This window comes from Macrococcus sp. 19Msa1099 (genome assembly GCA_019357535.2).
Classification (GTDB): Bacteria; Bacillota; Bacilli; order Staphylococcales; family Staphylococcaceae; genus Macrococcoides; species Macrococcoides psychrotolerans.
In genome coordinates, this window is the sequence record CP079955.1 from 1,213,185 (window position 1) to 1,239,609 (window position 26,425).

General features: G+C 33.9%; 54 protein-coding genes. 9 read left to right on the top strand and 45 right to left on the bottom strand.

Annotated features, from left to right (window positions below; all coding sequences use genetic code 11):
- Positions 1–111: 111 nt before the first annotated feature.
- The 4 genes from KYI10_06215 to KYI10_06230 form a co-directional block, all read right to left on the bottom strand.
- Positions 112–336: a hypothetical protein gene (locus KYI10_06215; protein ID QYA31992.1), complete on the bottom strand. Its 225-nt coding sequence runs from the start codon at positions 334–336 to the stop codon at positions 112–114.
- 276 nt (positions 337–612) lie between these two features.
- Positions 613–1,017 (bottom strand): hypothetical protein, encoded by a 405-nt coding sequence (locus KYI10_06220; protein ID QYA31993.1) that lies wholly within the window; start codon positions 1,015–1,017, stop codon positions 613–615.
- Between the two features lie 16 nt (positions 1,018–1,033).
- On the bottom strand, positions 1,034–1,519 hold the full coding sequence (locus KYI10_06225; GenBank protein ID QYA31994.1) for a Holliday junction resolvase RecU: 486 nt from the start codon (positions 1,517–1,519) through the stop codon (positions 1,034–1,036).
- A gap of 53 nt (positions 1,520–1,572) precedes the next feature.
- On the bottom strand, positions 1,573–2,379 hold the full coding sequence (locus tag KYI10_06230) for a hypothetical protein (GenBank protein QYA31995.1): 807 nt from the start codon (positions 2,377–2,379) through the stop codon (positions 1,573–1,575).
- A gap of 111 nt (positions 2,380–2,490) precedes the next feature.
- Between KYI10_06230 and KYI10_06235 the strand changes: the two genes are divergently transcribed.
- Positions 2,491–2,640: a ribbon-helix-helix domain-containing protein gene (locus KYI10_06235; protein ID QYA31996.1), complete on the top strand. Its 150-nt coding sequence runs from the start codon at positions 2,491–2,493 to the stop codon at positions 2,638–2,640.
- Positions 2,641–2,651: 11 nt separating this feature from the next.
- On the opposite strand, the gene KYI10_06240 is transcribed toward KYI10_06235, so the two are convergent.
- The 29 genes from KYI10_06240 to KYI10_06375 all read right to left on the bottom strand — a co-directional run bounded on the left by KYI10_06240 (position 2,652) and on the right by KYI10_06375 (position 15,372).
- Complete coding sequence (locus tag KYI10_06240; protein QYA31997.1) at positions 2,652–2,954, bottom strand: MazG-like family protein; 303 nt, start codon at positions 2,952–2,954, stop codon at positions 2,652–2,654.
- 3 nt (positions 2,955–2,957) lie between these two features.
- Positions 2,958–3,128 carry a hypothetical protein gene (locus KYI10_06245; GenBank protein QYA31998.1) on the bottom strand — a complete coding sequence of 57 codons (171 nt, stop codon included), beginning with the start codon at positions 3,126–3,128 and terminating at the stop codon, positions 2,958–2,960.
- Complete coding sequence (locus tag KYI10_06250) at positions 3,125–3,571, bottom strand: hypothetical protein (GenBank protein QYA31999.2); 447 nt, start codon at positions 3,569–3,571, stop codon at positions 3,125–3,127. Before KYI10_06250 ends, KYI10_06245 begins: the two co-directional genes overlap by 4 nt.
- Positions 3,572–3,692: 121 nt before the next feature.
- Entirely contained in the window at positions 3,693–3,863 is a 171-nt protein-coding gene (locus KYI10_06255) for a hypothetical protein (GenBank protein QYA32000.1), read from the bottom strand.
- A 19-nt stretch (positions 3,864–3,882) separates the two neighbouring features.
- On the bottom strand, positions 3,883–4,134 hold the full coding sequence (locus KYI10_06260) for a hypothetical protein (GenBank protein QYA32001.1): 252 nt from the start codon (positions 4,132–4,134) through the stop codon (positions 3,883–3,885).
- A 21-nt stretch (positions 4,135–4,155) separates the two neighbouring features.
- Positions 4,156–4,374, bottom strand: coding sequence for a hypothetical protein (locus tag KYI10_06265; protein ID QYA32002.1), 219 nt, complete (start codon positions 4,372–4,374; stop codon positions 4,156–4,158).
- Between the two features lie 55 nt (positions 4,375–4,429).
- Entirely contained in the window at positions 4,430–4,777 is a 348-nt protein-coding gene (locus KYI10_06270) for a YopX family protein (GenBank protein QYA32003.1), read from the bottom strand.
- 12 nt (positions 4,778–4,789) lie between these two features.
- On the bottom strand, positions 4,790–5,014 hold the full coding sequence (locus KYI10_06275) for a hypothetical protein (GenBank protein ID QYA32004.1): 225 nt from the start codon (positions 5,012–5,014) through the stop codon (positions 4,790–4,792).
- The gene (locus tag KYI10_06280) at positions 5,007–5,291 is read right to left on the bottom strand and encodes a hypothetical protein (protein QYA32005.2); all 285 of its coding nucleotides are present in this window, start codon (positions 5,289–5,291) and stop codon (positions 5,007–5,009) included. The genes KYI10_06275 and KYI10_06280 overlap by 8 nt, the downstream gene beginning before the upstream one ends.
- Entirely contained in the window at positions 5,288–6,445 is a 1,158-nt protein-coding gene (locus tag KYI10_06285) for a DUF3310 domain-containing protein (protein ID QYA32006.1), read from the bottom strand. The genes KYI10_06280 and KYI10_06285 overlap by 4 nt, the downstream gene beginning before the upstream one ends.
- 2 nt (positions 6,446–6,447) lie before the next feature.
- On the bottom strand, positions 6,448–6,675 hold the full coding sequence (locus tag KYI10_06290) for a helix-turn-helix transcriptional regulator (GenBank protein ID QYA32007.1): 228 nt from the start codon (positions 6,673–6,675) through the stop codon (positions 6,448–6,450).
- A 2-nt stretch (positions 6,676–6,677) separates the two neighbouring features.
- Positions 6,678–7,070 carry a hypothetical protein gene (locus tag KYI10_06295; protein ID QYA32008.1) on the bottom strand — a complete coding sequence of 131 codons (393 nt, stop codon included), beginning with the start codon at positions 7,068–7,070 and terminating at the stop codon, positions 6,678–6,680.
- Between the two features lie 12 nt (positions 7,071–7,082).
- Positions 7,083–7,262: a hypothetical protein gene (locus KYI10_06300; GenBank protein ID QYA32009.1), complete on the bottom strand. Its 180-nt coding sequence runs from the start codon at positions 7,260–7,262 to the stop codon at positions 7,083–7,085.
- Positions 7,259–7,480, bottom strand: a complete 222-nt coding sequence (locus tag KYI10_06305; protein ID QYA32010.1) for a hypothetical protein — start codon at positions 7,478–7,480, stop codon at positions 7,259–7,261. The genes KYI10_06300 and KYI10_06305 overlap by 4 nt, the downstream gene beginning before the upstream one ends.
- Positions 7,477–7,755: a hypothetical protein gene (locus KYI10_06310; GenBank protein QYA32011.1), complete on the bottom strand. Its 279-nt coding sequence runs from the start codon at positions 7,753–7,755 to the stop codon at positions 7,477–7,479. Before KYI10_06310 ends, KYI10_06305 begins: the two co-directional genes overlap by 4 nt.
- A gap of 26 nt (positions 7,756–7,781) precedes the next feature.
- Positions 7,782–8,300: a single-stranded DNA-binding protein gene (ssb, locus tag KYI10_06315; GenBank protein QYA32012.1), complete on the bottom strand. Its 519-nt coding sequence runs from the start codon at positions 8,298–8,300 to the stop codon at positions 7,782–7,784.
- On the bottom strand, positions 8,293–8,814 hold the full coding sequence (locus tag KYI10_06320; GenBank protein QYA32013.1) for an HNH endonuclease: 522 nt from the start codon (positions 8,812–8,814) through the stop codon (positions 8,293–8,295). The genes ssb and KYI10_06320 overlap by 8 nt, the downstream gene beginning before the upstream one ends.
- Positions 8,815–8,859: 45 nt before the next feature.
- Complete coding sequence (locus KYI10_06325) at positions 8,860–9,054, bottom strand: hypothetical protein (GenBank protein QYA32014.1); 195 nt, start codon at positions 9,052–9,054, stop codon at positions 8,860–8,862.
- Entirely contained in the window at positions 9,051–9,227 is a 177-nt protein-coding gene (locus KYI10_06330; protein ID QYA32015.1) for a hypothetical protein, read from the bottom strand. Before KYI10_06330 ends, KYI10_06325 begins: the two co-directional genes overlap by 4 nt.
- Positions 9,199–9,375: a hypothetical protein gene (locus KYI10_06335; protein QYA32016.1), complete on the bottom strand. Its 177-nt coding sequence runs from the start codon at positions 9,373–9,375 to the stop codon at positions 9,199–9,201. Before KYI10_06335 ends, KYI10_06330 begins: the two co-directional genes overlap by 29 nt.
- Entirely contained in the window at positions 9,368–9,982 is a 615-nt protein-coding gene (locus KYI10_06340; protein ID QYA32017.1) for a hypothetical protein, read from the bottom strand. Before KYI10_06340 ends, KYI10_06335 begins: the two co-directional genes overlap by 8 nt.
- Positions 9,983–10,007: 25 nt before the next feature.
- Positions 10,008–10,793, bottom strand: a complete 786-nt coding sequence (locus tag KYI10_06345) for an ATP-binding protein (protein ID QYA32018.1) — start codon at positions 10,791–10,793, stop codon at positions 10,008–10,010.
- The gene (locus KYI10_06350; protein ID QYA32019.1) at positions 10,771–11,658 is read right to left on the bottom strand and encodes a DnaD domain protein; all 888 of its coding nucleotides are present in this window, start codon (positions 11,656–11,658) and stop codon (positions 10,771–10,773) included. The genes KYI10_06345 and KYI10_06350 overlap by 23 nt, the downstream gene beginning before the upstream one ends.
- On the bottom strand, positions 11,655–12,410 hold the full coding sequence (locus KYI10_06355) for an HNH endonuclease (protein ID QYA32020.1): 756 nt from the start codon (positions 12,408–12,410) through the stop codon (positions 11,655–11,657). Before KYI10_06355 ends, KYI10_06350 begins: the two co-directional genes overlap by 4 nt.
- A gap of 33 nt (positions 12,411–12,443) precedes the next feature.
- Complete coding sequence (recT, locus tag KYI10_06360; GenBank protein QYA32021.1) at positions 12,444–13,274, bottom strand: recombination protein RecT; 831 nt, start codon at positions 13,272–13,274, stop codon at positions 12,444–12,446.
- 5 nt (positions 13,275–13,279) lie between these two features.
- Complete coding sequence (locus KYI10_06365; GenBank protein ID QYA32022.1) at positions 13,280–14,221, bottom strand: lambda-exonuclease family protein; 942 nt, start codon at positions 14,219–14,221, stop codon at positions 13,280–13,282.
- A gap of 80 nt (positions 14,222–14,301) precedes the next feature.
- Positions 14,302–14,433: a hypothetical protein gene (locus KYI10_12630; GenBank protein ID XBW67558.1), complete on the bottom strand. Its 132-nt coding sequence runs from the start codon at positions 14,431–14,433 to the stop codon at positions 14,302–14,304.
- Positions 14,423–14,614 (bottom strand): hypothetical protein, encoded by a 192-nt coding sequence (locus KYI10_06370; protein QYA32023.1) that lies wholly within the window; start codon positions 14,612–14,614, stop codon positions 14,423–14,425. Before KYI10_06370 ends, KYI10_12630 begins: the two co-directional genes overlap by 11 nt.
- Positions 14,611–15,372 (bottom strand): phage regulatory protein/antirepressor Ant, encoded by a 762-nt coding sequence (locus tag KYI10_06375; GenBank protein QYA32024.1) that lies wholly within the window; start codon positions 15,370–15,372, stop codon positions 14,611–14,613. Before KYI10_06375 ends, KYI10_06370 begins: the two co-directional genes overlap by 4 nt.
- A 140-nt stretch (positions 15,373–15,512) precedes the next feature.
- Between KYI10_06375 and KYI10_06380 the strand changes: the two genes are divergently transcribed.
- Positions 15,513–15,794 carry a hypothetical protein gene (locus tag KYI10_06380; protein QYA32025.1) on the top strand — a complete coding sequence of 94 codons (282 nt, stop codon included), beginning with the start codon at positions 15,513–15,515 and terminating at the stop codon, positions 15,792–15,794.
- Here the strand turns inward: KYI10_06380 and KYI10_06385 are convergent.
- The 4 genes from KYI10_06385 to KYI10_06400 all read right to left on the bottom strand — a co-directional run bounded on the left by KYI10_06385 (position 15,787) and on the right by KYI10_06400 (position 17,017).
- On the bottom strand, positions 15,787–15,936 hold the full coding sequence (locus KYI10_06385; protein QYA32026.1) for a hypothetical protein: 150 nt from the start codon (positions 15,934–15,936) through the stop codon (positions 15,787–15,789). The genes KYI10_06380 and KYI10_06385 overlap by 8 nt on opposite strands.
- Positions 15,937–16,128 (bottom strand): hypothetical protein, encoded by a 192-nt coding sequence (locus KYI10_06390; GenBank protein ID QYA32027.1) that lies wholly within the window; start codon positions 16,126–16,128, stop codon positions 15,937–15,939.
- Between the two features lies 1 nt (position 16,129).
- The gene (locus KYI10_06395; GenBank protein QYA32028.1) at positions 16,130–16,375 is read right to left on the bottom strand and encodes a hypothetical protein; all 246 of its coding nucleotides are present in this window, start codon (positions 16,373–16,375) and stop codon (positions 16,130–16,132) included.
- 138 nt (positions 16,376–16,513) lie between these two features.
- Positions 16,514–17,017, bottom strand: coding sequence for a helix-turn-helix transcriptional regulator (locus tag KYI10_06400; GenBank protein ID QYA32029.1), 504 nt, complete (start codon positions 17,015–17,017; stop codon positions 16,514–16,516).
- An 85-nt stretch (positions 17,018–17,102) separates the two neighbouring features.
- Between KYI10_06400 and KYI10_06405 the strand changes: the two genes are divergently transcribed.
- Positions 17,103–17,315, top strand: a complete 213-nt coding sequence (locus tag KYI10_06405; GenBank protein ID QYA32030.1) for a KTSC domain-containing protein — start codon at positions 17,103–17,105, stop codon at positions 17,313–17,315.
- On the opposite strand, the gene KYI10_06410 is transcribed toward KYI10_06405, so the two are convergent.
- A complete protein-coding gene (locus KYI10_06410; GenBank protein QYA32031.1) occupies positions 17,312–17,482 on the bottom strand; it encodes a BC1881 family protein in 171 nt (56 codons plus the stop codon). The genes KYI10_06405 and KYI10_06410 overlap by 4 nt on opposite strands.
- Positions 17,483–17,610: 128 nt before the next feature.
- Entirely contained in the window at positions 17,611–17,865 is a 255-nt protein-coding gene (locus tag KYI10_06415; protein QYA32032.1) for a helix-turn-helix transcriptional regulator, read from the bottom strand.
- 176 nt (positions 17,866–18,041) lie between these two features.
- On the opposite strand from KYI10_06415, the gene KYI10_06420 reads away from it, so the two are divergent.
- The 4 genes from KYI10_06420 (at position 18,042) to KYI10_06435 (ending at position 21,318) form a co-directional block, all read left to right on the top strand.
- On the top strand, positions 18,042–18,386 hold the full coding sequence (locus tag KYI10_06420; GenBank protein ID QYA32033.1) for a helix-turn-helix transcriptional regulator: 345 nt from the start codon (positions 18,042–18,044) through the stop codon (positions 18,384–18,386).
- Positions 18,387–18,407: 21 nt separating this feature from the next.
- On the top strand, positions 18,408–19,517 hold the full coding sequence (locus tag KYI10_06425) for a hypothetical protein (protein ID QYA32034.1): 1,110 nt from the start codon (positions 18,408–18,410) through the stop codon (positions 19,515–19,517).
- Positions 19,518–19,638: 121 nt separating this feature from the next.
- Positions 19,639–20,100 (top strand): ImmA/IrrE family metallo-endopeptidase, encoded by a 462-nt coding sequence (locus KYI10_06430; protein QYA32035.1) that lies wholly within the window; start codon positions 19,639–19,641, stop codon positions 20,098–20,100.
- 3 nt (positions 20,101–20,103) lie between these two features.
- Entirely contained in the window at positions 20,104–21,318 is a 1,215-nt protein-coding gene (locus KYI10_06435) for a site-specific integrase (protein QYA32036.1), read from the top strand.
- A 180-nt stretch (positions 21,319–21,498) separates the two neighbouring features.
- Here the strand turns inward: KYI10_06435 and comGB are convergent, their stop codons facing one another.
- The gene (gene comGB / locus KYI10_06445) at positions 21,499–22,572 is read right to left on the bottom strand and encodes a competence type IV pilus assembly protein ComGB (GenBank protein QYA32037.2); all 1,074 of its coding nucleotides are present in this window, start codon (positions 22,570–22,572) and stop codon (positions 21,499–21,501) included.
- A complete protein-coding gene (gene comGA, locus KYI10_06450) occupies positions 22,523–23,494 on the bottom strand; it encodes a competence type IV pilus ATPase ComGA (GenBank protein QYA32038.1) in 972 nt (323 codons plus the stop codon). The genes comGB and comGA overlap by 50 nt, the downstream gene beginning before the upstream one ends.
- A 211-nt stretch (positions 23,495–23,705) precedes the next feature.
- Here comGA and KYI10_06455 point away from each other — a divergent pair, with 211 nt between their 5' ends.
- The gene (locus KYI10_06455) at positions 23,706–23,954 is read left to right on the top strand and encodes a DUF2626 domain-containing protein (protein ID QYA32039.1); all 249 of its coding nucleotides are present in this window, start codon (positions 23,706–23,708) and stop codon (positions 23,952–23,954) included.
- A 27-nt stretch (positions 23,955–23,981) separates the two neighbouring features.
- Here KYI10_06455 and KYI10_06460 read toward each other — a convergent pair whose 3' ends face one another.
- Entirely contained in the window at positions 23,982–24,602 is a 621-nt protein-coding gene (locus KYI10_06460) for an MBL fold metallo-hydrolase (protein QYA32040.1), read from the bottom strand.
- 89 nt (positions 24,603–24,691) lie between these two features.
- Between KYI10_06460 and KYI10_06465 the strand changes: the two genes are divergently transcribed.
- Positions 24,692–24,931: a DUF2759 domain-containing protein gene (locus tag KYI10_06465; protein ID QYA32041.1), complete on the top strand. Its 240-nt coding sequence runs from the start codon at positions 24,692–24,694 to the stop codon at positions 24,929–24,931.
- A gap of 26 nt (positions 24,932–24,957) precedes the next feature.
- On the opposite strand, the gene KYI10_06470 is transcribed toward KYI10_06465, so the two are convergent.
- Genes KYI10_06470 through KYI10_06480 form a run of 3 tightly spaced genes read right to left on the bottom strand, consistent with a single transcriptional unit; the run spans position 24,958 to position 26,425 of the window.
- A complete protein-coding gene (locus KYI10_06470; GenBank protein ID QYA32042.1) occupies positions 24,958–25,269 on the bottom strand; it encodes an MTH1187 family thiamine-binding protein in 312 nt (103 codons plus the stop codon).
- Positions 25,269–26,237 (bottom strand): ROK family glucokinase, encoded by a 969-nt coding sequence (locus KYI10_06475; protein ID QYA32043.1) that lies wholly within the window; start codon positions 26,235–26,237, stop codon positions 25,269–25,271. Before KYI10_06475 ends, KYI10_06470 begins: the two co-directional genes overlap by 1 nt.
- The gene (locus KYI10_06480; GenBank protein ID QYA32044.1) at positions 26,234–26,425 is read right to left on the bottom strand and encodes a YqgQ family protein; all 192 of its coding nucleotides are present in this window, start codon (positions 26,423–26,425) and stop codon (positions 26,234–26,236) included. The genes KYI10_06475 and KYI10_06480 overlap by 4 nt, the downstream gene beginning before the upstream one ends.

A 26,425-nucleotide genomic window follows, 5' to 3' on the forward strand; every position in this document is an offset into this window, starting at 1 on the left:
TTATTTGTATAAACTGGATGAAGTAAGGGTAACCAATCTTTATAACGCTAGTATCCAGTTAATTTATTGCACTAAAAAACACCCACGATTAAGTGAGTGATAAAGTAACATTTATTCGCATTGTTCTTCTAAAAACTTTTCACCCTTTTGAGTAAGGTGGAAGTTTAAAGATTGATGACTCATCGTTTTATCCAAATGGATATTGCCATCCAAATAACCTTCTTGAACCATGTAACCTAAATCAACATAAAATTGTTCTTCACTTAACAATCCCATTTTTGCACTTTCTGGATGTTTAAAGAATAGTAACATTTGACACACTTTGGATTTTTCCATTTTCACGTCTCCTATAAATTTAATGGCACATTTACATGTACAGTTTAATAATACAAAAACCACCTAGAAATTACTAGATGGTTTCCATACATATTTTTTGAAAGGAGATTACTCATGGCAAAGTAAACGAAGAACCGCTAGGTTCATGCAGTGCGAGGTACAAAAACAAGTTTTTGAATGATTGTAGTGTACTACGCTCCGACCTACCTCCCATTATAGAGAATTTTTATAACCTTTCATAATCTTGAAAATAAGTAAAGTAAATTTGTGGATAACTTAGTCTTTCAATAGTTCTGCAATTTCATTAAAAATCTGACTGATTCTTTGAGGAGAGCAATCAAGTTTTTCAGCTGAATCGTATATTGTATATCCTGATAGTTTGTCTGATAATACGATTGCCATTCTTTCATCGATTACTCTGTCCCATCTATTTTGAATGTATTTCACTTTGTTCTCAAGCCTTGTAATTGTCTTATCCGTCTTAAGAATTCGATTAATCTCGTTAAATACTGGATCAGAATTACTTCCATTACCTTTTGGCAGCGTTGCTTCAATGCCATATAACGCTGTATTACCACCCATAATATTTTCATAATAACTTCTTTTTAATTCGAATATTCTTTTGATATAAATCGGATAATTATTGATGATATCTTTAATCTGTTCGGTCGTATAAGTCATGGTTTATTGTTCCCCTTTATAAGTAGTTGTAGATGATTCCGTTATTACTTGTTATTGGTCTTTTATTTTCTTTAAACCAGGTATATGGAATACTGGCTCTATTTAACGTTTCCTTGAGCTCCTTTAGTTCTTGGATGTCTAATCTATATAACTCGTTAAACTTCGTAAATAAGATAAGAATAAAGCAAATGCCACCCTTTTCATGAGTCTTGGTCAAGTACTCAATCTGGTGCTGCTCGATATTCTTAAATGGCAGATTGGTCAGTGATGTCTGCTTTGTATCAAATGCGATAAATTTTCCGTTATAAATGCCGATAAAGTCGACTGTTGATTTTTTGGTATACCTGGCATCAAATATCTTTCCGTTCCTGCTCCTATGCGTCATAGGTGTTGGAATCTTATTGATTGTCGCTATATCTTTTAAATCGTATTGAATATTGGATCGTTCGATTAATGTTTCCAAGTATTTACCTCTATTACGTTGACTTGTTTTCTTTTGCATTTCTACCTCCCAGGAAGTTCTTTAATACGTTTAAAGATGCCTTTGCTTTGTCCTTAGTACGTTCCACGTTTTTGTCTTGCATGATTCTCAGCGTTCTTTCCTGTTTTAAGCGGTTCATCAAAATCAATATTGTGTTTGTGTCTATAACGAATTACACTGGCAGACAATCCTGTAAGCTCTGCAATTTCAGATAAAGTTCTTTCTTCTCCTTTATATTCCACTTTAATATTCCTCCTAGTATTTCTAGCTTGCTCTTTGGCATTACTCCAACGGCAGTTATTTGGCTCATAATCTCCATCATTATCAATCCGATCAATAGATAGTGAGGATTCATACCCATTTGTGATAGCCCAATCTTGAAATGAAAAATAGCTAGTTAACCATTCTTCGCAAATAGTAATACCTCTACCGCCATATCTAGAATAATTAACACTATTCTCTTGATAACATCTACTTTTCATACCCTTATATATAGAGTAAAGCCTTGTATCAGTATATTTGTTGTCGCTTTTTTCTTGAACTATACATCCGCATGATTTGACATATCCATTTACAAGTAAGTAAGTTTGTACCACCTTTCTATTTCCGCAATTGCAATTACAGATATGATGACCTTTATTATTTATAACGATTCTTTCAATGGCTGTTAACCTACCAAATGTTTTTCCTATAATGTTAGGATATTTAATGCACCCACACGATAAAGTAATCTTACCGATTAATTTATCTTTTCTGACCCATTTTTCATTACCACATTCGCAAGTACATCTATAATATGTTTGCCTACCTTTCCTATGTTCTCTTTCATGAGCGGTAAGTTTCCCGAACTTTTTACCAGTTAAACTTTCTGATTTAAACATGATCATCACTCCTATATAACTTATATAACCCATATAACTATTATATCCTTTTGTCTTAGTTATTGCAATATAGGTTATATAACCTTATAATGCATTTGAGGAGTGATATTAATGGCGATTGATAAAACTAAAAATAAACAAGTATTGGTTACAATACCCAATGAATTGTTGAAAGAAATTGAAGATTTCCAATTTGAGAACAGAATACCTAATCGAAATGAAGCAATCAGACGATTATTAGAAAAAGGACTAAATCAATAGTCCTTTTTTATTTATAAATCAGATTCTTTCACAAACACACCATCAATCATCTTTCCTTTTCTATCCTTTATCTCGTTGTAAGCTATATCGATACACTCGTTTATATCAATATTCATTTGCATTGCGAGTATAGTCATAACCACGTACATATCGCCTAATGCATCTTTGATAAGTTCAGGTTTACCCTTCGCCATCCCTTCTCCTAGCTCCCCGAATTCTTCTACTAATTTCAACATTTGCTTATTCGGATCAGCTATGTTTAAATTACGGTCTATTGCCCATTTTTTAATTAGTTCCGTTGTCATTTTAATCATTACTTATCCCTCTCTTCTCATCACTTTATGTTCTTTTACTTTGTAAAATTCTTTATATGGTACTTCTAATGCTTTCAGATAATCCTTAGCACATTGTTTGTTTGAAAATGATTCAACAATCTGATTCTGCGGATCAATTACATTCCAGTCGCTATGTGAGTAAATAATTTTCATTCAGTTTCACCTCGTTTCAAATCAGTCATAATTTTTAGGACCATCATCAATTCATGTTTTGCGATTTTCCACTTACCTTGTTCAATAGGTCCGAAACTTTCATCATCAGCTCTAACTTTGTAATACTCATACTTTTTGTTCAGAACATCTACCAACTTACTCCATCGCTTTTCAAGTTCACTAACCTTATTTTTGTAAATATCAGCTCGTTCACGCGAAAGGTAAGAATCCATTTCTAAATTTTTAACATGATTCTCAAGTTCATCAGCACGTTGTTTGTAATCCATAGATTGTTCGACAACATCAATAATATCTTTGCGTACTTGCATAAGCTGCGTTCCTGTACTATTGATTACTCTTACATGTTCATCTTCGACATTTACTACTGTGTAGATAGTTTCGTCATATTTCTTGAGTTTGACATTATCTCCTATATTAGTCATTGTCATTCTCCTTTTCTCAATCTATAGTGAATATAAAAGAATTCTAAAGTTCTCCAATGATCCCACTTGCGTTTTTTGCCAACCACAGACCAATATACTTTTCTGTATGGTGTTTTTCTCATCATTCATTCTCCTTTTCGAGTATCTCAACATCTCCGTCATGTTTGATAGCAATAATTAAAGCTTCTCGTGTATCTTCTGTTACGTATGCTTTACTTTTAAATGTCGTATATCCTTTAGATCTATCTTCTGTGTACCATCTTGATTTACCAACCTTTATTACGTGTTTCACAATCCCTCTCTCCTTTCGGTTAATCTAAACAAGGTAGTGTTCTTTTAATATTTCTTTGTAAATTATCAATAGCTATAAGAATGTCTTTAGCTGACGCTTCATGTCTATTAATTAAATCAATTCTCAAATTATCTAAGTCAACACACACGTCCCACAATATGTCGTCCAACTCATTGATACGTTCTACAACTCTCATATCTGCGCTTGTCTCACCATAATATCTAATTCCCTCTGTTAATTGCTCTGCACTAATTGTTGATTTAATTTCCATCTCTCAATTCCTCCTTGTGAGTTACTCTTCTGAACTTATATACTTTCCATCTCTGAATCGTCCTATTACGTCCTCACTTTTCAATGCTCTGTTCATTTTAGTTTTATAAAGTATTAATTTAAGCCATTCATTTTCAGGTCTGTTTCCTTCTTCTAATGCTTGTTGAAACGTGTCATAAATTCCGTAAGCTGAATCGTATGGTATAGAAAGTACATAATATTCTTTCTCGTCTTTACTCATCTCTCATTTCCTCCTTGCGATTTTAAACTTAGGGTACTCTAGGTTATTGCTTAGGTTAGTTCAACAACTCTGGATGTTCGTGAATGTTGCCGACTACTGGTAACGTATTAATACGTTCAGATAGTGGTTCTATCACACCGTCCCACTCGAGTACAAAACTGCCTTCATCATACTTAACGAAACCATATAGTTCATAATAGTCATCGTAAACGATATCACCTTCAAATACTTCATCTTCCCCAATGTCGGTAAGTCCTGTTGATTGCATGAGTACTCTATCATCTTCATCAACCACATAATTAAGTTCATCTAGTACATGAATACCATATCTATCAATTTCCATTGTGAAATCGTCTAAAAAACGCTTTTTCTTTTTATCGAATATTCTAAACTTCAGTATCATACTTTCTCCTCCTTAAAATAACTCCATCTGTTCTCCCTGCTGCAGCAATCCTTTATTATCTTTAGACCATAGCAGCACTAACTCTCCGTCAATCCTTTCGAATACTTGAATAAAAGGACTATTGTATTTTCTAATTGATTCTAGGAACTCATTAACTGAGCCTTTAAATCCATAGTTCGTGTGCTGCTTTCTTAACCCTGTGCCATGTTCTACCATCATGTCTCTATACTTATCCATGTAGCACCTCACAATCAAATATAGTTACTTGCAATCCAGGTACGTAATCAGCTTTATTTTCATAAAATCGTTCCATGTCGTTCATTGAATCGAATTCCTCCACATAGACTTCTGATCCAACGTCTAATGCAACATAGGTATGTCCCTTTTCTTCGTCAGCATCAACTGAGAAGTAGATAGTACCGTAATGGTTATCAGTACTATCAGTCTCCCAATTATTTCGCATGTAATGATTGAAGAGTTGTCTCCACTTGCTATAACTTAAAAACTTAATCATCTCGCATCAGCGACTTTGTTATCACGTTCTAAGAAGCTGATTATTCTGTCTGCATAATCCACAATCTTTTTAAGTTCGTTGATTTCTTCATCCTTACGACCTGTTCTTGTCGCATATTTAATGATGTTACCAATCATGAAACCTTTATACGCTTCATAGCTGAATTGAGATTCTAGGAATCCGATGACATCTGTACCTAATCCGTTTGGAGCATAATGCGATGGTGGATTGATGTTTTTTATAGCCAGTTCTTTATTTTCAATCTCGCTTAATAATTGAGATTGGATTAATTTATTTCTATCAATATTGAAAGTTAAATGAGGACCTTTTTCCCAATTCGCGTTTGAAACACTATCAGTTTTCGACATCAATGCCTCATATGATTTTTCTAATGTTACAAAATCAGTTTCTAGCTTTTGAATAGTATTTTGTTTCTCTTCTAATCTCTTTTCATAGCTTGTAACTAATTCTGTTTCTTTATCCTGGTACTCCTTAATCACTTCATTCGCTCGTTGTAACGATTCTTTCAAATTCTTGTTCGCTTCAGCCGATACTTCAATCGTGCGTTTGTGTTGATTTAACTCTTTCTCATATTTCGATGTTAAGAATCTATCATTCATCTTTAACGCGTCTGCACTCTTTTTATCTAAACGATCATAAGAATGTTGTAATGATTTAATATCACGTTCTTTAGCTTTGATTTGAAGTTCTTTTAACTGCAACTCTTCATCTTTTTTCGTAATTGTTACTTCAAGTTCTTTAATTTTATTCATAAAGTCATTACGTTCTGCATTCAATTTAGTGACTTCTTCTTTGTGCTTATCTCTATCATCAGTGACTGACGCCAAGTTCACTTGCAAGTCATCGACAATCTTCTGATGCTCTGCTTTATCAACCACATCATTAACAGGAATAGTGCTTGCTCCTTTATTCTTTTCTACAGGCTTTGTCTTAACTACTGGCACTTCATCAACAATAAGTCCTTGCTCTCTTTCTGCCTTTAACTTTTTGAATTCTTTCATATTTTCACTTCTGAATTGCAGTAACGTTTGATATGCCACACCAATTTTAGTTGCTGCTTCTTTCAGCGTTTTCGTTTCATGAATGATTTGATCAACCTCTGTTATCACTAAACCTTTTAATGTCTTTGCCATAATTAAATCTCTCCATTCTCATCGATGTTTATCAGTTCATCGATTGTCATATTTAATTTCTTACATAAACTGTTCAATGTATCTGTAAAGTGTCGTTTTCTATTAAGTTCGATATCGCCGAGATAACTTTTAGATATTCCTATAGATTCAGCAAATTCACGTTGTGACATTCTTTTATGTTTTCTAATCCATCTGACTTTTGCACCAATATTCACATTTCCGTACTGCATAATCAGGCTCCTGTCCTAGCGTTAAATAGATCCGGATAACGCTCAATGTATTTCTTCGGAATAGGTGCACCTGCTTCAATCATTTGAATAACAGTCTGTCTACCGCTATCCACAGTTCTTCTCTTTCGTATCGGTGTGGTTGCTGCTTTTTTCAGCGACCATTTGAAAGTGAAATGACGATGCCAGAATATGTTCTTGTTGATGCCATTTTCAACTGCTATATCGCTCCACTTTTTATATTCATCAGAAGTATTGTTAAATCTTTCTTTAGGACTTGTTATCGCTTCTTCAAACGTCATACCTCTTTTGACTACTCGCTCTCTATAAGCGTTATAACTAACCTTTGAACGGTGTTTGTTATCTATCCAGTACTGGCCCATCGGTGTAGCTTTCATAAGTATCTCCCCTTACTCATATTCAACTGTGTGTGGTATTGTCATACCTGCGTATGTTTCTTCTTTAGTTTCTTTCACGACTTTATAAATAATTGTTTTATCTGAACCATGATCTGTTAGTTCGATACGAGCGACATCATCGATGCCGACCTCGTATACGAATAACTCACTTTTAATTTTCTTTATCTTCATATCAAATCCCAAATTTCTACTTGCCCTAACTCTTCTTCACGCATAAGTTTGTGCAAGTTTATGAATTCTTGAAGTTCATCTGATGTAACTTCTTTTTGTACATGTTTCAAAATTCCTATTCCAATAAGTCTGTAACCATCACGTCCTCTTAATGGAATTACTGTAACTTTCCATTCTTTCTTCTGGTCATAAAGTTTGAATCTATTTAGTAAACTCATAAGTTCACTCCTTGGTCATATAATTCATGGTTTATATTGTGATTGAGTTGATTAACATTAAACTTGTTACTGGTCTTATCATCTCTATCGATGCACATCTTTATTTTTATGCCACCTTTTTCTCTGGTCATGAGTGTGACATATCCCTTAATACCTTTGGTCGATAGATACTCCTGGATTGCATATTCTTCTGAATAGAATCCCGCTTCTTTAAAGTGCTGATCAAAGTGCTTTGCAACATCCGAATTCAAGTAATAGACTTCTGATTTTGACATTTGAATCACTCCTTTAATACATTAAATTAGAAGGGCAAATCATCCGTATTGATATCCATACTTTCAATAGATAGTTCAGCATTCGCAAATGGATTTTCGTGTTGTTGCGAGTATCCGTTATTTGCGTTATTTTGCCCTCTGTTGACGTTTTGGTTATTTTGGTTATTGTTGTTCGTCTGAGTATGATTCGCTTGTTGTACGCTGTTATTTTGTTGATTTTGGCTATTCTTTGGTTCTAGGAACTGAACGCTATCACAAATCACTTCTGTAACATATACACGCTGTCCTTCTTTGTTATCGTAGCTGCGTGATTGGAGACGACCTTCAACTCCTGCTAATGAACCTTTGTTGAGATAGTTATTTACGTTTTCGGCTTGTTTACGAAATACGATACAGTTGATAAAATCAGCTTGTCGTTCACCTTGCGCATTAGTAAAGTTACGATTGATTGCAAGTGTAAAGGTTGCTACCGAAACTCCTGATGGTGTTACGCGATATTGTGGATCAGCCGTAAGCCTTCCTACAAGCACAACTCGATTAATCATTTTTTGCCTCCTGATATTCTCTTATTTTTTTACTTACCGTCTTGCGATGTAAGTTAAATTCTCTTCCGATTTTTGGGTATGACCATCCTTTTTCCCTTAATTCAATCATCTTTTCGACATCCACATGTTTGTACTGAGGGTGGTTTTCTTTCGTTAAATCCATTTCTTTCCGTCTTTTAGATAATAAACTTCTTGTGGATATGCTTCTTTTCATTCCTATATGATGATGCGCTGTGTGTTCGCCTTGTCTCATTAATTTTAAATTTTCGATACGATTGTCATGTTTTATTTCGTTTATGTGATGGACCACTTCACCTTTTTTTAAGAACCTATTTAATTCGACTTCCATCATTAATCTATGTTCAAATACATAACCATTTATGTCTCCATGTGGATGATTTTTTACGCACAATTGAACATATCCTCTATTTGTAAATTTTCTACCTGTTACATTGAAATACTTATTATCGATTTTCAGTGTATACATTACTTGTTTTTCTAAAGTAGGCGGCATATTTTCACTCCTTTGTTAAGCGTCCTACGAGTACTACACGGTTTATCATGCTTTCACCTCATTAACTTCAATAGCTACAATTTTTGATGGGTTGATGTATTTGTTTATATCAAATAACAAACAGGTTACACCTTCTCGCATACCTTTCTTACATGCATCTACTACAGGTTCTACTTCGTCTTCTGGCAAAATACTGTCTACAATCCATCTACCTTCTAATATCACTCTGATTCGTCTCATTTCATTTCCTCCATCATTTCATTAATTTGTTTAATCATTGAATCTGCAAAATCAAGAAACTGTACTCTGTCGACATCTTCCTCTGACGCCCTCACGTTATGTCTAGCAATAACGACCTGTACTTTTAATTCCTTAACTTTAGTCTTAAGCTGTCGCAGTTTCTGTTGGTCCATATTCCTCAATCCCCTTTCGAGTTTGTAACTCATGGTCTTTTTGAGCTACCAGAACACGTAACTCTAATTCATTTGATGCCCAGTCAATCATTCGTTGCGCATATTTTTCTGTACAGTTAAGACGTCTCATGATTTGTTCTTTAGTCATGCTTGATCACCTCCGCAACATTTTCTAATGCAGAAACCATGCGACCAGCTATTTTACTTAGCACACGTTCTTTCATTTTCAACTCCTGCAATCTTTCGTTTGATACAACTACAAAGTTTTCATCATGAAGTAGCTTTGCATATTCCTTAATTGCTTGTTCTTTCGATTGTTCTTTTTGTTGATCTTTAATTTGTTCTAACTGCTCAAAATCCCATTTATAATCTTGCTTTTCGCTTTTTCTATCAACTAGCTTGTCGATTGTTCTTTTAAGAATATCTTCAACATACTGCATCGTTCTGTATTTGGGATTTAGAAATGTTGGTGTACCTAAACCAAACTTTTCATCCATTTCGATTTTCTTTGGTGATAAATCTGTTGCGTGTGCACAATCAAATCCGATAACACCATCATTCTCATAAGTGATCCCTCTATGAAAAACATTATCTATAATATCTCTTTCTCCCTCATTTTTAGGCGTGTAATGAAGATAGCCACATAGATGACCCAGGTGCTCATGCCTAACAATTTCATATCTGATACCTTTATAAATCTGACTTCTAAAATTACCTTCTTTTTTCACAAGTTCTTTCATTTCCTTGAGTTCCATTCGTTTCACTTCTCCTTTTGTATGTTTATTGCATTCTTCTGTCTGCACCATCTAATGTTAAAAACGTTGCACCATTGCATATTCTTGAATAAGCACGTTTCAGCATAAAATCTGATGGCATTTCATTAATGATGTCTAAGTTCGTTGTATAGATTGTATTCAAGCCTTGTCGCTTATTCGTGATCTCATACAACTTCTCACATGCCCAATCCGTCTGCTTGTTAGCACCGACATCATCCAGGACTAATAAATCTACTTCACTAACTAATCGCATGATTTTTTCTTCTGTATCATCATTCTTTTTGTTAAATGATGCTTTGATGAGTGATAAAAGCTCAACATTATCGATGAAAAGCACTGTATTACCTTTGTCTTTCAAATATCTAGCGATAGAAAATGCAAGGAATGACTTGCCTGTTCCTGTATCACCCTGTATAACGATTGTTTTAGGATTTTGTTTACTGAACTCTTTACAGAAGTTAGATGCTACTTTATAAGCGTTATATATTTCAGGACTTGCTTTTTCGAGATCAATGTCATTATTCTTGAAGGACGCCTTTTTCAGATCCGGATTAATCAACGATTGATTGAAGTAATAGTTAATCTTTCTTTGCTGCATTCGTTTCTTATCTGCTCTTACTAACTCTCTAAGGTGACAGTCACATTTGATTACTAGCTCACGTGTTCCATCATCATTTACTTTATATGTGTTCTTTGTACCGCATTTATCACATGTTTCCTCTTCGATTTCTGGAATACCTCGATTTGCTACTGCTTTCATAAGTTCACTATTCAGTAATGATTTCAACATCTTCACCGCCTAACATCTGTCTCATGTTTCTTTCGTTACGTTCCTTAAGCCTTGCGATTTCTTCAGGTGAACGTTTTGTCGTCTGCACATTAGGTTTAACTTGATTGTTATCCTTAGTCTGTCTAGCAATTTCATTAGCATCTATTTCAGCTGTTGTCTTAAATCCTTTGTTATGCCAGTTTCTTAATATGCCATTCACATATTTATAGTTTTTAATACCTGCTTCAATACCTACATCTAATGCCTTGCTGACGATAGAGTCTCCTTCATCTCCAAAATCATCTATCCAAGCAAATAACTTCTGCATTGTTATTGGATCTAGGTAGCCATAACCACCTTGTTCGAAGATATCGAATGACGAAGGACGAGTTGTTTCTCTTTCGTTTTCTTTTTCTTTAATTTCCTTTTCTTTTTCTTTCTTTTCTTTTTCTTTCTTCCATAGACTATCTATACTGTATGGATACTGTATAACTTTATTGTTTTTCTCTAGAGAATTAACATAATCAACGTACTTTATTGCAAATGGTTGATGTTTTACGTTCTCCAGATCAGCCTTAACTCGCGTGATAACCTTTTCTGAATTATTCCAATTAAATTTGGCCCAATTTCTGATATATATTTCTTTTGTTGGTTGGTTATATTCAATCTTTCCGTATTCAATGAAACGAGTTAATAACTTCTCAACAGTTTCACGATTGTAACCTGTTTCTAGTTCGATAACTCTAGAAGGCAATTCATATATCCCTATCTGAGACGTTTTGCTATTAGTCATCAGGTAGATATAGAAATACTTTTCTTCTGGTGTTAAATCTAAAACAAATGCATCTTGCCAAAAGCTAACATTCAAATATCTATGTGTACTCATTCCTTAACCTCCTCTATCAAGGTTAGAACTTCATCCCTGAATCTTGTCCAACTAGTTGAATTAACTGCAGCATCTATAACTTCTTGATACTGTTCATCATCAACTTGCTCATACCAATCTTTCATTAGTTCTTTTAATTGACGATCATTGTAGTAAAGTCCTCTATTCTTCAAAATCCCTCTGATATAACTGGCGTTTCTTATATAAGTTTTTACTGGATTCCTGTTGTAGTATGCGATGCGTGGAACCTTTTCAAAAGCTATTTGAATTCCTTTGTCATAGTAAACATCGTAAGCTGCGTCAATTGCAGTCATCAATTCTTGCATTGAGTATTTTCTCAGCCAAGATTTGATATTTTTAAGCCCTTGAGTTTCGACAGTGCATTCAAAAACTCTCTCGAAATATTCTGCTACTTTTTTCGCTTCAATATTCTTAAGGTCTAGCAACTCTTCTTTCCATAGCATCATGAATTCAATTTGTTGTTTGCGCTCATTTAGTAATTTCAACTCATCATGCTGTTTATCCATCACTGCAGTGTCGCTTAGCTTTCTATCTCGTTTTCCGCTGTTACATTCAAAACATGAAGTTATTAAGTTCATAATGTCATTTGTGCCACCTTTAGCAACCGGTTCAATGTGATCTACATTTAACACGATATCCGGCGCCTTATTACCACAATACTGACATGTAAAGTTGTCTCTTTTAAAAACTTCAAATCTAATTTTGTTAGATAAGCTTTTTCTTTTTGCCATTTAACTTACTCCTTTCTAAAAGAATGGAGGGTCTTACCCCTCCGTATTTTCATCTGTGATATCCAGCAATTCATAGTCTGGTGCTTCAAGCATCGTGTCATCAGGTGTGACGTCTTTAATCTTGCTGATATCCTTACCTGTACCTTCGTCATAAGCAACTTGTTGCTGCACTTCTACGCTGATCGGCAAATACTTCCACATATGACGAACAACAGTTTTCTTGGCCATCTCTTCATAATCTGATGTCCAAGGACTGAATTTTGAGTTAGCAGCTTTACTTCTACCTTTACGCTTTTCAATGTCCGCTTTACTCATAAATTCGAACTGATATCCTCCATCTTTAAAGTGTGCAACTGCATATGCTCCAACGAACTCACCTTTGTCTGCGTTTATAGTCGGTTTGTGGACTAACTTGCTTTCTAATCCTAGTTCATAATCAAATTCATCGTTACTATATACTGCATGTGCATAGATTGATTTGATATGACCGCTTCTTCGTGCTAGATCAATCATTCCTTTATATCCGATAATGAACTGAACTTCTTTGATACCTTTATTTTTATTGTTGAAAGGTAGTAAGTAGCAATGACCCATCAATCCAGGCTCTAATCCAAGTTGTGCTGCTTGCATCACTGCTCCAAGTAAACTTCCTACATCTGCATCTTTTAATGCAGGAGTTGTTCTGATTGTTGTCATTGCTAATCGTGTTAAACGATCAATATCCATATGCTTTGGTAAAGCTTGTGCCATTGCCGGTGCCATCTTCTTCATGTAATCATCAATCGTCTGAGGTTTCGGTTGATTTGCCACTTGATTTTGTTGTGTAGTTTGTACCTGTTGTTTTAAAGATTCAGTAGTTGCCATAATTATTACGCTCCTTTGATTTGTTTGATTTTTAATACTCTAGTTTCTGTTTCTTTGTAATAAGGGTCTAATTGTTCTCCATAAATTTCTCGAATCTTCTTAGTATCCAAAGTCTTTCTTACTTGTGGTTTCCAGGTAACCTGATATCCACTTGTTTTACCTGCTAAGTTGTTGCCTAATATGTGCTTTATTTTGTTTTCATACTGCGTTTTAAGTTCTTTAAGTTCCTTTTCTTCTTGCTTAACTTGTTCTAATGCAGTTAATAATGTTTCGACATCATCACTTAACTGAACTTCGGTTTCATCGATATCTTTATACATATGATTCAAAAAATCTTTAGTTGCATCACTTCCATCTATTTCAGGAATAACACCTGCAAGAACATTGTTATACCAGAAGTCCTTTTCAGCATTGATGATAATTTCAATCAATTCATCGTCACGTGGCACTTCCTTCCAAATGAACTGATTACCACCACATAAAACTGCGATATATGCTTTTTCATATCCTGTAACTGCCATGTAGTGCTGAATCTGACAAAGATACGATGCTGGTATCTCGTCATCCTTCCATTGATCGATATTGTATTGCGAAGTGGTCTTACATTCGAGCAATGCCTTTTCTCCTACTATTACTCTATCTAGATTTGCTAACATAAATTCATGTTCAGGATGTCTTAACATTTTGTTGTTTTTTCTGACTTTCTTACCTGTCCTTGTTTCAAATTCTTTAGCTACAACATCTTCAAGGACGTTCCCCCAATATATAAATTCGTTGTCAACTTGTTGCTTTAATTCTGGATTTACCTTCTCGAAGAATAGTTGCGTTTTAGATTTCCATTTATTCACTCCAAGAATAGTTCCGGCATCACTTCCACCGACACCTGCCTGTCTAGCTTTCAGCCATTCTTCATGAGTCATGTCCTTTGTGTTTAAAACCTCTGCCATGTTATTTCCTCCTTCATTTTTATGTGCTATAATGAGTTAGACTTGTTTTCTGATGCGCGTATCCTTGATATGCGCTTTTTTTATGTGTTAAACTCTCCATCACGATAAACATCTTCTTGATGATTTAAGTTCCAATTCAAATTATCTTCATCCTCTTCATCGTTACAATACAGTTTTTCCAAGTACTCAAGCTCTGATAAGTTATCCTGCATTTCCATCACCTCCTACAGTGACTACTTCTGTAAAATAAGCAACTCCACAATCACTTTCTAACTCCCACTCAACATCACAATGCGGTCCGTATTCTTTTATCAATCTGTAGTACTCATCAAGCGTGAAAAATGCTCTTCCGACTTTAACGAACTCTACTTGCCTACAGTAAGGTAACTTCATGCAGTTTCCTCGCTTTCAAATTCAATTACAGGAATGATATCTCTGTGTTTCAAGAACTCGTAAAGGAATAAACGACCTTTCTGTGTCCATTTCGTATGCATTCGCACTGATACACTGCCATCCTTATGCGTAATCTCAGTTGTTTCTGAATGTGTGTAGCCTTTAGCGTGATGATTTGAGTAAAGTAGCCATTGACCTGATTGTTTGTATTGAATTTTGAATCGTTGCAGAAGTTTATTCATCTCTTGAGCCGACATGCCATAGTCTTTTGCGATCTGACCTATAGTGACCAAGCTCTTACTTTTAAGAATTGTGTCTACATAATTCGCTTTCGGTTTTAACTCTCCAATTTGTTGTTTCTGCATCGTGTTCTCTAGATGTAATTTCTCGTTCTCTTCCACTTGTTCAACTAACTGCAATAATGCTTCTTTGTATGTTCCAGGCAATCTGTTTTGTAATGCTTTCTCCATTTCGTTAAATCTATTGATATATGCCATTTTGAAGTCATTGTGACCTTGGATGTTGAACATGTATAAGATGAATCCGTCTTTAGTTAATAAATATTCCGATTGAGTTCTGCCACGACTATCTTTGTAATCTGACTTAAAAATTAATGCGTCCACATTTGGACTCATTAAAATTTTGTCCAAATCTCTTTTAACATGTTGATGTTGTCTACCTAATTCCTCTGCAACTATCCTACTGCTTACGACTGGTCCTAGTTCTGAATTATTCTCGATCTTGATTAATGTGTTCATTTACTTCATCCTTTCTGTTCTTTCATTAATAAATGTTTTGGAATAAAATAATTTCTCCTTTAGAACTGATGTTCCGTTATATTTTGTAAGCGCTTACTGTATAATTTTTCTTAATTCGATTAAGAGAGGTGGTGAAAATTATGAATAAACCTTATATGCTAACTTATGATTTAAATAATCCTGGACAAAGGTATGATGAAGTAATAAAGGTTATAAAAGAAGAAATATCCAATGGTTGTTGTAGTTATTGGAAATCTTCATTTTTATTTCGTTCTTCATTGACTCCATCAGAAATGATGGATAAACTTAAACCATTTCTTGATAAAGGTGACAAGTTTTTTGTTGCTGAAATTGTCAATAATAAAAATGGTTGGCTAAGCAAAGAACAATGGAATTTTATTAACAAAAATATTTTCAAATAGGGCATTTAATACTAGGACTGGACTTTGAGTAATTTCGTCCTGTTGAATCTCCATAAACATGTTTTAGTTCTCTTGCTCTCTTAATCTCCTCCGCCAAGATGACGATTAAGAGGGCTATTTTTAATGCTTGTAATTTTCTCATCTATCTCACCTCCTTTAAATCTTTGTAAGTTGAAAGCAAAAGGAATGAAGAAAGTTGAATAATCATCGTTAACCCTAATCTTGGTGCTGGTTGCATTTGAAACCCTAGCGCTAGGAATAACACCACTAAGCATGCGAAAAATGTACAAAGTAGATAAAGTGATGCATAAGATAACTTCGCTAAATACTTCATGTCACTTCCTCCTTCCGTTAATCCATTCGATTAAGTTTGCTGTGCTGTAACGTGACGAGATTCCTTCAATATGAACGAACTGAAAATCATCTCGTTTCCTTATTTCATTGAATACTGCAGCGCTACATCCTATAAGATCCATCGCTTCTTCCCTAGAAACTGTTGGATGATATTTCTTTGTCAGTTTGTCCTCAAGCTGTTCTGCGATTGCATCTGTTAAATTGTTAATAACTTCTGGTGCAAACATGGAATCACCTCTACTCTTTCTTTCGGCATCTGCTTACATGCTTAAGTCATCGCAATGATCTTTAGATGTATTATGACGTGGCTCATATCATCGCCTACTCTCGCTCTTTAAACATCTAAGCAGATGCCGAATTCGTTATTAAATTCTGCGTTCCATTTTGTAACGCTGATTTCTTGTTCCGGATAATTCTTGTGGGTTCAATTGGTAATCTATAATGATTTTGTCGATTAGTGCCTGTGCTTCAAAAATCACATCTTGCGTTTCGCTAGCGATACGTCTTACATGCTCGATGTCTTCTTGACTGCAATATTCAGGGCGTTTATCAATACGGTAGAGATTGAGAACATCAATTACTTCTCGTATTTCATTAAGCATCCTCTCTTTTATACATATACGATGATCATCAAATACAACTTCTGATGGTGCAGGTGTCGTGTATCCATTCGAGAATTCGTATGACATTTCTTTGATTAGAATTGGATCATCACTTCTTTCGTAACTTGTCATTAAGATTTCAGATGAGATATTACGACGTCCCTTTTCGATATTGCAGATATTTGGTTTAGTAGTAAGTAACATGTCTGCAACTTGTGATTGAGTTCTATTAGTACGTTCTCTATGTCTTTGTATACTTTTGAACATAATTGTTTCTCCTTTTTCAGAACTTACGTTCCGTTATATATTTTTAGAATTTTCTATATATTTGATATAGAAAGGTGGTGAAAAAATGGTAAATATGATTCCGGTAGCTAGTTCGAATATCAAAAGCGTTGGATACAATCCACAAACGTCTGAATTATTTGTAACTTTTCATTACGGTAAAACTTACATATATTCAAATGTCCCGAGTTCTAAATTTGAATCTCTGCTCAATAGCGGTTCTAAAGGTTCATACTTAGAAAGTTTTATTAAAGGTGTACATCCTTATAGACCCTATTAATCAATAATTATCAATATTCTTGCAGGTCCTAGTCCGAAGGTTGTTACTGATGATCTACTATCACCAATTTTTATGTCATAACGATCTTCGACTTCTGCAAAAACTTCTTCGACACCCTTTCTTTTTACTAATTCTTCAACTAATTCTTTAGTAGTGTATTCATTCATAAAAATCTCCTCCTCTAGTTTTCATCTCGAAAACTTTTTGTCCTTTTATGTTTACGTGCTTTTGGTCTATACTTTAGGTACGGTGTTGGTCACACCGTACAATTACATTTGGTCGTGTAATTGATGGTTTATACCAGGTGAGTTTGGTCGCTTGCCTGGTTGTTATTATTATGAATATTCAACTTTTGGTTTACTTCGTTATTAAAAAAAATAGTCCAATCTGTACCTAATATTGAAGCTATTTTTTTTGATAGTTGTACACTTGGAATTTTCTTGCCATTTTCAATCATATTATAGTATTGCATTGTACATCCTAACTTATTCGAAAGCTCACTTTGAGTTAGTCCAGCGTCTAATCTTAACTTTTTTAAGTTTTCACTCATTTTATTCACCTCCTAGATAAAATTAAATTAAACTTTTGGTTTAATTTATAATCTCATTATATTTAAACCTTTAGTTTAAGTCAACTAAAAAATTATACTTTTGGTTTAATTTTAAATTTAAACTTTTAGTTTAATACCATAACCACTATAATCATAGATATAAGAGGTGGTAGATAATGTTACATAAAAATTTAGCTAAATTTCGAAAGGCTAAAAAAATGACCCAAAAACAAGTGGCAGATAAATTACACATCACACCACAAGCTTATTCAAGATACGAGCGAAATGACGAGAGAAGCGCAGAGCCATCTGCCGAAAACTTAAAAATTCTAGCAGATTTATATGATGTAACTGTGGATACCCTTTTAGGGAATAGCGAAAATGATAGAAGTATTGATTCTTTGTTTTTCAACCATCTAGAAGGTTTTTCTGATTTAAGCGAAGAAGAACAAAAAAGAATAGAACAATCATTAATAGAGCAAGCTGAATTTTTAATCGCGAAAGCGAAGAAAAATAAATAATCTAAACAAAGGGGATTAAAAATGAAGAAGGATAAAATAATAGAATATCTAATATCAGAAGGCGAAATTTTTGACCATTTAATTGATGGTGATTTACATAAGTTAACTGCAAATCAATATATTTTATTGGATGATGATTCTAACACCTTCAAGTTAATTCAGTTAATTTTGGGCAAAAAAGAAAAAAGTATTTTGGACAGTAAAGGAAAAGAAATTACCCAAAAAGAAGAAATTATAGAGGGCTATAAAACTATAAAAAGTTTCGACATTTCTAATGTTTCTAACGTTGATATTGATAAATATGCTATGAGTAGAGTGTATACATTTGATAACGGAGAAAAAATTAGAGTCAATAGTGACTATGCTTCTTTCGAAAATTATTTATCTAAACATCATATCAGTTCAAATTTTCAAGAAAGAAAATGGTACAGAAAAATTATCGGTTTTAGATCAGTGACCCCATGGAAAATGATTTTAACCACTTTAATTACTTTAGGCCTTATATTCTTAGTGTTTGATGCATTGACAGAAAATGAAACTGAGAAAAATGATAGAATTGCACAGGAACTAAAAGATAAACAAGAAGGAGAAAGACTTGTAAAACAAGCTAAGGAACAAGAAAACAAGAAAAAAGAAGAAAAGAAACAAAAAATCAAAAATGAAGTCAAAGAGAAAAAACAGCATGAAAAAGACTATAAAAATGATTTTGCGTCTGTTACAGAAAATCAAATGCATTTAATAGATAAATATTGGAATGAAAATTGGATAAATACTTTTGATGGAATTTCAGATGGAAGTATTAATAATTTTGATGCCTATGGAAAAATGGCTGACTTAGAAACTAAGTATCAAAATTTGATTAAATCATACGATAACATGCCTACTCCTGATTATTTTACAGATACAGATCGAGAATCTTTTGAAACGTATAAAAGAGAGATACAATCTATGCTAGGAAACAGAATAAAAGGTATAGAACGTGCTAAAATATTATTCAATGAAAATAATGTTAAACCTGAAGATTTAGAGTATATCAAACAAATAATAAAAGAAGCTGATAAACATATGGTTTCTGGGATTGCAGCTTTAACTAGCTTAAACATGCAATATAATCATGAATATAAAAAGTAAATAACCACACTAGCTGACCACTAGTATCCTACTGGTCGGCTATTTTTAAAACGATAAATAGAACATACGTTCTTATTTTTAATAAAAATCAAACATATATTCTATATTTGGGGGAGATAACATGAGAATTGAAGAACTTGTGAATGATATTACAGCGTATATTATCGAGAGAGTTGAGGATTTAAGTATTGAAGCTCTCGCTCATATTTATAATCTTCATATCGCATATAATCACGAAATGAGCTGCTATATGAAGTTAGACGGATGTGATGTTATATTCATTAAATTTGGAACACCGCAAGATATGTGGTTCAGATTCGCTCATGAACTTGGCCATTATTTTATGCATGTAGGAGTTTCGAAACAAATGCATCCATCGTATAACTACATGCAGGAAACAGAAGCAGATAAATTCGCCCTACTCTTTATGATGCCTGAACGATTAATCGTTGAATATAACTTATTTACGGTTGAAGCAATCATGGATTATTTTAAAGTATCACAGGAACATGCGACGAAACGTGTAGAGTTATTAATCAACAGATCTAAGACACATAAATTAATTGGATTAGAAAGGATGTAGACGATGCATATCCAACAACTAGAAGATGGTAAGTATAAAGTTACCTTAGAAGCTCCACGCGACCCCGTAACAGGAAAAAGACAACAGATAACAAGACGTCATAAAAGTAAACGTGAAGCCATCAAAAGAGCTGAAGCAGAATATGATAAACGGATGGCGATGCTCGGACAATATGGTGCATTAAATAATGGCAGCCCTTCATTTAGACAGGTCGCCGAAAAATTCATGGAAGAATATAAGAAGAAAGAGAAAATAAGTACCTATACATCGAGAAAACAAAACCTGGTTAAACTCTATGATTTTTTCGATTATATCGAAATAAAGAAGATAAATCATAAGATGTGTCAGAATGTCATCGATGAGATGATGTTAGGAGAGAAAAGGATATATTCTAAGGCGTACACACAGAGCGTTAAAGGAACGTTAAATCTTATCATGGATTATGCGGTGAAGAATGGAATAATCAGCGTAAACCCTGCTCTAAACTGCAAATACCCTAAACCACTTGTAACTGTGGAAGAATTGGAAAGTACAGAGTTCTTTGAAGAGTCAATCTCTAAAGAAGACACACGTGCTATATTCGAGGAATTTAAGTCAGATCGATATAAATATAAGGATTCCTACGAATTCTTTCTGACAATGTATTATACAGGTATGCGACCAGGTGAAGTCATGGCTTTGAAGATAAAGGATATAGATTTTGAAAAGAATGAAATACGTGTGACAAAGACACTTTTCAATCCTGATGATAAAAAGCGTGGTCATAAACTGATACCACCTAAAAATAACAATAGTCGGATTGTTTCATTTTCTGATACGCTTGCTGTAGAATTAAAGAATATAGTAACAAAACGTAAACAGACTAAAGAAGTTTTCGGTGAACAGTATATTGATGAAGACTTTTTATTCTGCGACCATTTCGGCGATCCATACAAATCAGGATTAGTGTATAAACGATTCAGAGTTGCTTGTAAGGCTGTAGGAATTGAGGATAAGAAGTTTCGTCCTCACACATTCAGGCATACCCATACTACTAATTTAATTGAAGCTGGAGTATCTCCAAAAGATATTCAGGAGCGATTAGGTCATAAAAGTATTAATACGACATTAGGCATATATGCGCATGTCACTAAAAAGTCACGTGCCCAGGTCGTTAAAAAATTTGATGACCACATGGAAAAAGCGTTAAAACTAGATAAAGAAGAAATAGAAAATTGATTTCTGTGGTCATAATGTGGTCAAACCTCAATTTTTACTTCAAAAATAAATGCTGAATTCCTTATTTTATAAGGCGTTCAGCATTTTCTATACAATAATCATTTCAATTAAAGTAAATCCTTCATTCTTACTAAATTGTTTTTTTAATCTGCTCGCTATGCGTTTCACTATAACTCCTCCTTATTTTATACCTTCCATCATTTGTAGCATCGGTAATATGATGACGAGATACATGGTCACAATTAACAATGCTAATATCATAAAAATTACTGGCTGAATTGCTTTTATACAGCGTAATAATCGATGTTGAAATCGATCAAATATAAATTCACTGTAGTATTTTAGTTCCTTATCTAATTTTGAATTTCGCTCTCCATGCTCCATAAATTGAACAAGTGAAGACTCGAATATATTCATCTCCTTGACAGCATCAGGGAGCGGTCTACCTTCTAAAAGCTTATGATTGATCATGAGCGCAATGTATCGAAAGGTTTCATTCTTATTTTGTGACGATAATATTTGCAATATTCTTTTCATCATCACACCATTGGACAGAAAGAAAGAAAGCACTTCACTAAAGCGATAGGTAATGTACAAGCGATACAAATCTTTAATCAGCGGTACAGAATATAATATTTTAAGCTGACTAGCAACAGACTGTTTCCTAAAATAGAAAGCATAAGCTAAAATAAGTGCTATGAATAATAGTATAAAACTATAGATGATATAAGGTAGAGAAAATAAAATTGCAGTCATAACTTTTATTTCTGTCCCTACATCTACATCCATAGTGTCATACATAGATTGAAATTGAGGAAGTACCGTTAAGTTTACTGTAAATATAAGCGCAATAAATATGAGGATTAAAATAAGAGGGTATTGAATTGTCTTTATAAGTTGTGAGGCAAGCCTTGCTTTACTTTCTAAATAATCGTAACATCGTACCAATGTCATATTTACATCACCGTACCGCTCAGCAAACTGTACCTGCATTACAATATCATCACTATAGTTAAAGTAGTCGAGCAACTCGGATAACTGCTTTCCTGATTCAAGTAATTTTAATGCCTCTTCCTTTATCTCTTTTTCAATTTCTATATATTGCGTATTCAAGAAAGAGACTGCTTCATAAAGAGTGAATCCGTTATTTGTCATTTCAGAAATTCTGATTAAGAAATCTTTGTGATATATTCTCAGACGATTTTTATAGATCAAATTTTTCAAATTCATGTTGTGAAATTTGATTTGTTTCATACATCTCCTTAAATATGTCAGCCAGCGTTCTATAGTTTATATGTTTATCCTTTAAATATTTTTCAATATCCTTTTTTGTCAAAAATTCATAGGCTAAAACACGCTCCTTTCCATCTATTCTTTTTACAAGTCTTTGATTGATAATTAAATTAATACTTTGATATAGATCAACAGCATTAATTCCCATTTCTTTAAGTCGAAATAATGCGCCGATGCAATCATTCGCATGTAATGTCGTTAAAACTAAATGCCCGCTTAACCCTGCATTGATAACTTGCTGGGCTACGACTGAATCTCTTATTTCACCTAGCATAATGATATCTGGATCACATCTAAGGATTGCCTTTATCGCGGTTTGATACGTTATCTCTGCTTTTTCGTTAACATTAACTTGTATGATACCGTCAATATGCTGTTCTACAGGATCTTCTATTGAAATTACTTGTCGTTTCAATGTATTCTTCGCAAAATGTACAAGTTGATACATTAATGTACTTTTACCACTTCCAGTTGGTCCACTAATGATAATTATACCGCTTGATTTTTTCATTTGATTGAACAATATTTGATCATCTGTCTGATATTCATCTATAAAACTTTGTCTGATAATCCTCAATACACATGCTTCATCACCTAATGACCGAGGTAAAGTAGATGCGCGAATATTGTATCGTAAGTTATTCAGGTTAAAATGTATTATGCCACTCTGGGCCTTATTCTTTTCTGATACATCAAGATGTGCTGTAAATTTAATATATGAAAGTAGTTTTCTAAATAATATATCGTCGATGTCGCTATAGTCTTCAATATCACCTTGTATCCTAAATTTAATAGATATGCTTTTATCACCAGGAATGAAGTGTATATCTGATGCACTTTGTAAAATTGCCTGCTCTATTATTTCATTGAATAATCTCTCCATCTCTACCTCCTCATCTATCATATAAGCTTATTCTTGATCTTTCTTCTTAAGCTATTTAATATCATACAAATAAATAAATTTATCTAAATTTACAAATAAAAAAGAAAGAATTGGATGTTACAAATTTCGTAAAATTAAGGTTTACTTATCTTATCGTTAACTTTATAATAATAAGTGATATGAAGAGTCTGAAATTAGGGGGAATTGCCAAATGGATAAGGTTTTTAAAACTTTAGGGTTCTGGACAGCAATCTTTGCAGTAATGTTCTATGTAGGCGGAATGTCTATGATGTCATTTGTATTCATTGCTCAAACAGGATTTTTTGTATTACTTGGATACTTAAACTTATCAGAAAGAATGTACATGTATATATTTGCAGCATACTTAATCGTGTGTTTCGTAGGCTTCACTTATTATTCTACATTTTTATTAGAGCCAAGCTTTGGCCACCACGAATAAAACCTTCCGGAATCGGAAGGTTTTTTTCTATAAGTATGGATTGTGTGTTTTTTCATATCCGACAGTCGTTTCAGGACCATGACCCGGACAAATGATGAATGCTTCATCTAATGAAAGTAATTCCCTTTCGATGCTATTGAGTAATTGCGACGTATCTCCTTGATAAAGATCTGTTCTTCCGATACCTTCCTTAAACAAAGTATCACCAACAATCGCAAAATTCTTAAATATAAAACTTAAGCTCCCTGGCGAATGTCCTGGCGTATGTCGTACTTCAAAACTAAATGTTCCGATTTGATGGAAACCATTATCCATAAATTTCGGCTGTTGCTTCACTATTGTGGATTCTATTCCGTATTGACTGAATTTATCTGAACCATTTTTAAGCGGGTCTGTTAAAAAGTATTTCTCAATTTGAGACATATAAACTTCACACTGATAATAGCTACATATTGCATCAACTGCTCCAATATGGTCAAAATGTGCATGTGTCAGCAGCACACCAATTACTTTTTTATCTGTATTACCGATTGTAGCGATGAGCCTATCCGCTTCATTTCCTGGATCAATGATTAAAATTTCTTGTTCATTCTCTAATATATAGCAGTTCGTTTCAATCATACCTAAAGCAATTTTCTTTTTCTTCAAACTGAATTCCTCCTAAAATTTACTCGACAAATATATACTTTAATTATACAATATTAATGATAACAAAAGAAAATCATGGGGGTTATACTATGCCATTTATTAACACGGGCGAACTATTTGAAGTTTTTGGCGTAAAAATTCACATCGGTGTGAATATTTTTGCGATTCTAATGTTTTTAGTTTTCTTATTTTCAATAAAAGCACTATTAAGTTCATTAAAGTCTAAAAATGTATTAGGCATCATTTTTGGTCTACTTGCAACTTTGTCTTTTGGATTCTTCTCGTTAGCAACAATCTTCACTTATGGATATCCAATTTTACACCATTAAAAAAGACATCATTCGATGTCTTTTTTTTAATGCATATGTTTCTTTACAGCGTCAAGCTTGTCATTCATCTTTCTTTGCTTATCTCTTCGATCATCAATTCTAATATTCGTACACACCCGTTCAACCCCTGCCTGAAACGGAGATTCGTGAATGCGTTCTAATGCTACGAGACAGTCGTGAAGCTCTCCTTCAATCAATGTACTCATCGGTGTCAGTTGATAATCTATCTTTCCCTCTTGTTTCATCGCTTCAAGTATATTCTGTACTTCCGCAACATATTTACTGATACTGATAGATTTTCCATCCATCGGTATGATTACAACATCTATTATCGCCATTATATTTTCTCTCCTAGAATATAAATTTTGATTAAACCTGCAGCACCAATCATCCCTGCATCATTGCCTAGCTCAGCAGTTACAATCTTTGTTCCTTCATAAGCTGGAAGGAATGTTAAGTCTTTATAATACTGTTCGATATGATCTACAAGAAACTGTCCTGCTTTAGAGACTCCCCCACCAATAATAATGTGCTTAGGATTTGTCATGACACTGATAATGCTAAATGCATAAGCGAGGTGCTTCGCTACTTTCTTAATCACATATATCGAAAACTCATCCCCTGCTTTTGCGGCATCAAATATCATCTTTGCCTGAAGCTCTTTATTTCTGATTGCATCTTCGATCACCGTCTTGAATTGAAGCTCTTCATAATAATGATAAGCTAAATTTACGACCCCTGTAGCACTTGCAACCGTCTCAAGACAGCCATGTTTTCCACAGTTACATTTAAATCTCTGCTTCGTATCTACAGTAATATGCCCGAATTCCCCTGCTGCACCATTGAATCCGTGAATAAGCTCATGATTACTGACGATACCCCCACCTACGCCTGTACCTAGCGTTACACATACGACATCAGACTCATTTCTGCCTGCTCCTCGAAATTTTTCACCGAGCGTTGCTACATTTGCATCATTATCTACATATACTGGCAATCCGCTTAATGCTTCAAACTGCGCTTTAATATCGATCTTACCATGCCAGTTTAAGTTAATCGCTCCATTGATGATGCCATTGTTAAAATCTACCGGACCCGGAACACCGAGACCCACACCTATGCAGTCTTTAATGTTTAAATTTACATCACTTAAATGTTTAATAAATGAATCATAAATGTTCTTTAATATATGTGTTCCGTTATCCTCTTTATTCGTAACGATTTCCCATTTTTTAATAATATTGAGGTTTGAGTCTAATATACCTAGCTTACAAGTTGTTCCACCTATATCTGCTGCTAAAATCATAGTTTATTCATCCTTCTCTGATTGATCAGTAAACGCGCCTGGATATAAGTCTCATTATCAATTAACATTGCATCATGCAATGACTTTAACTCTTCATCCATCATCGCTAACGTATTCTTTTCATCTTTAAAATAGATAATAATTCCAAATTTTTGCAATAGTTTCTGTACATCATAGAATTGCTTCAT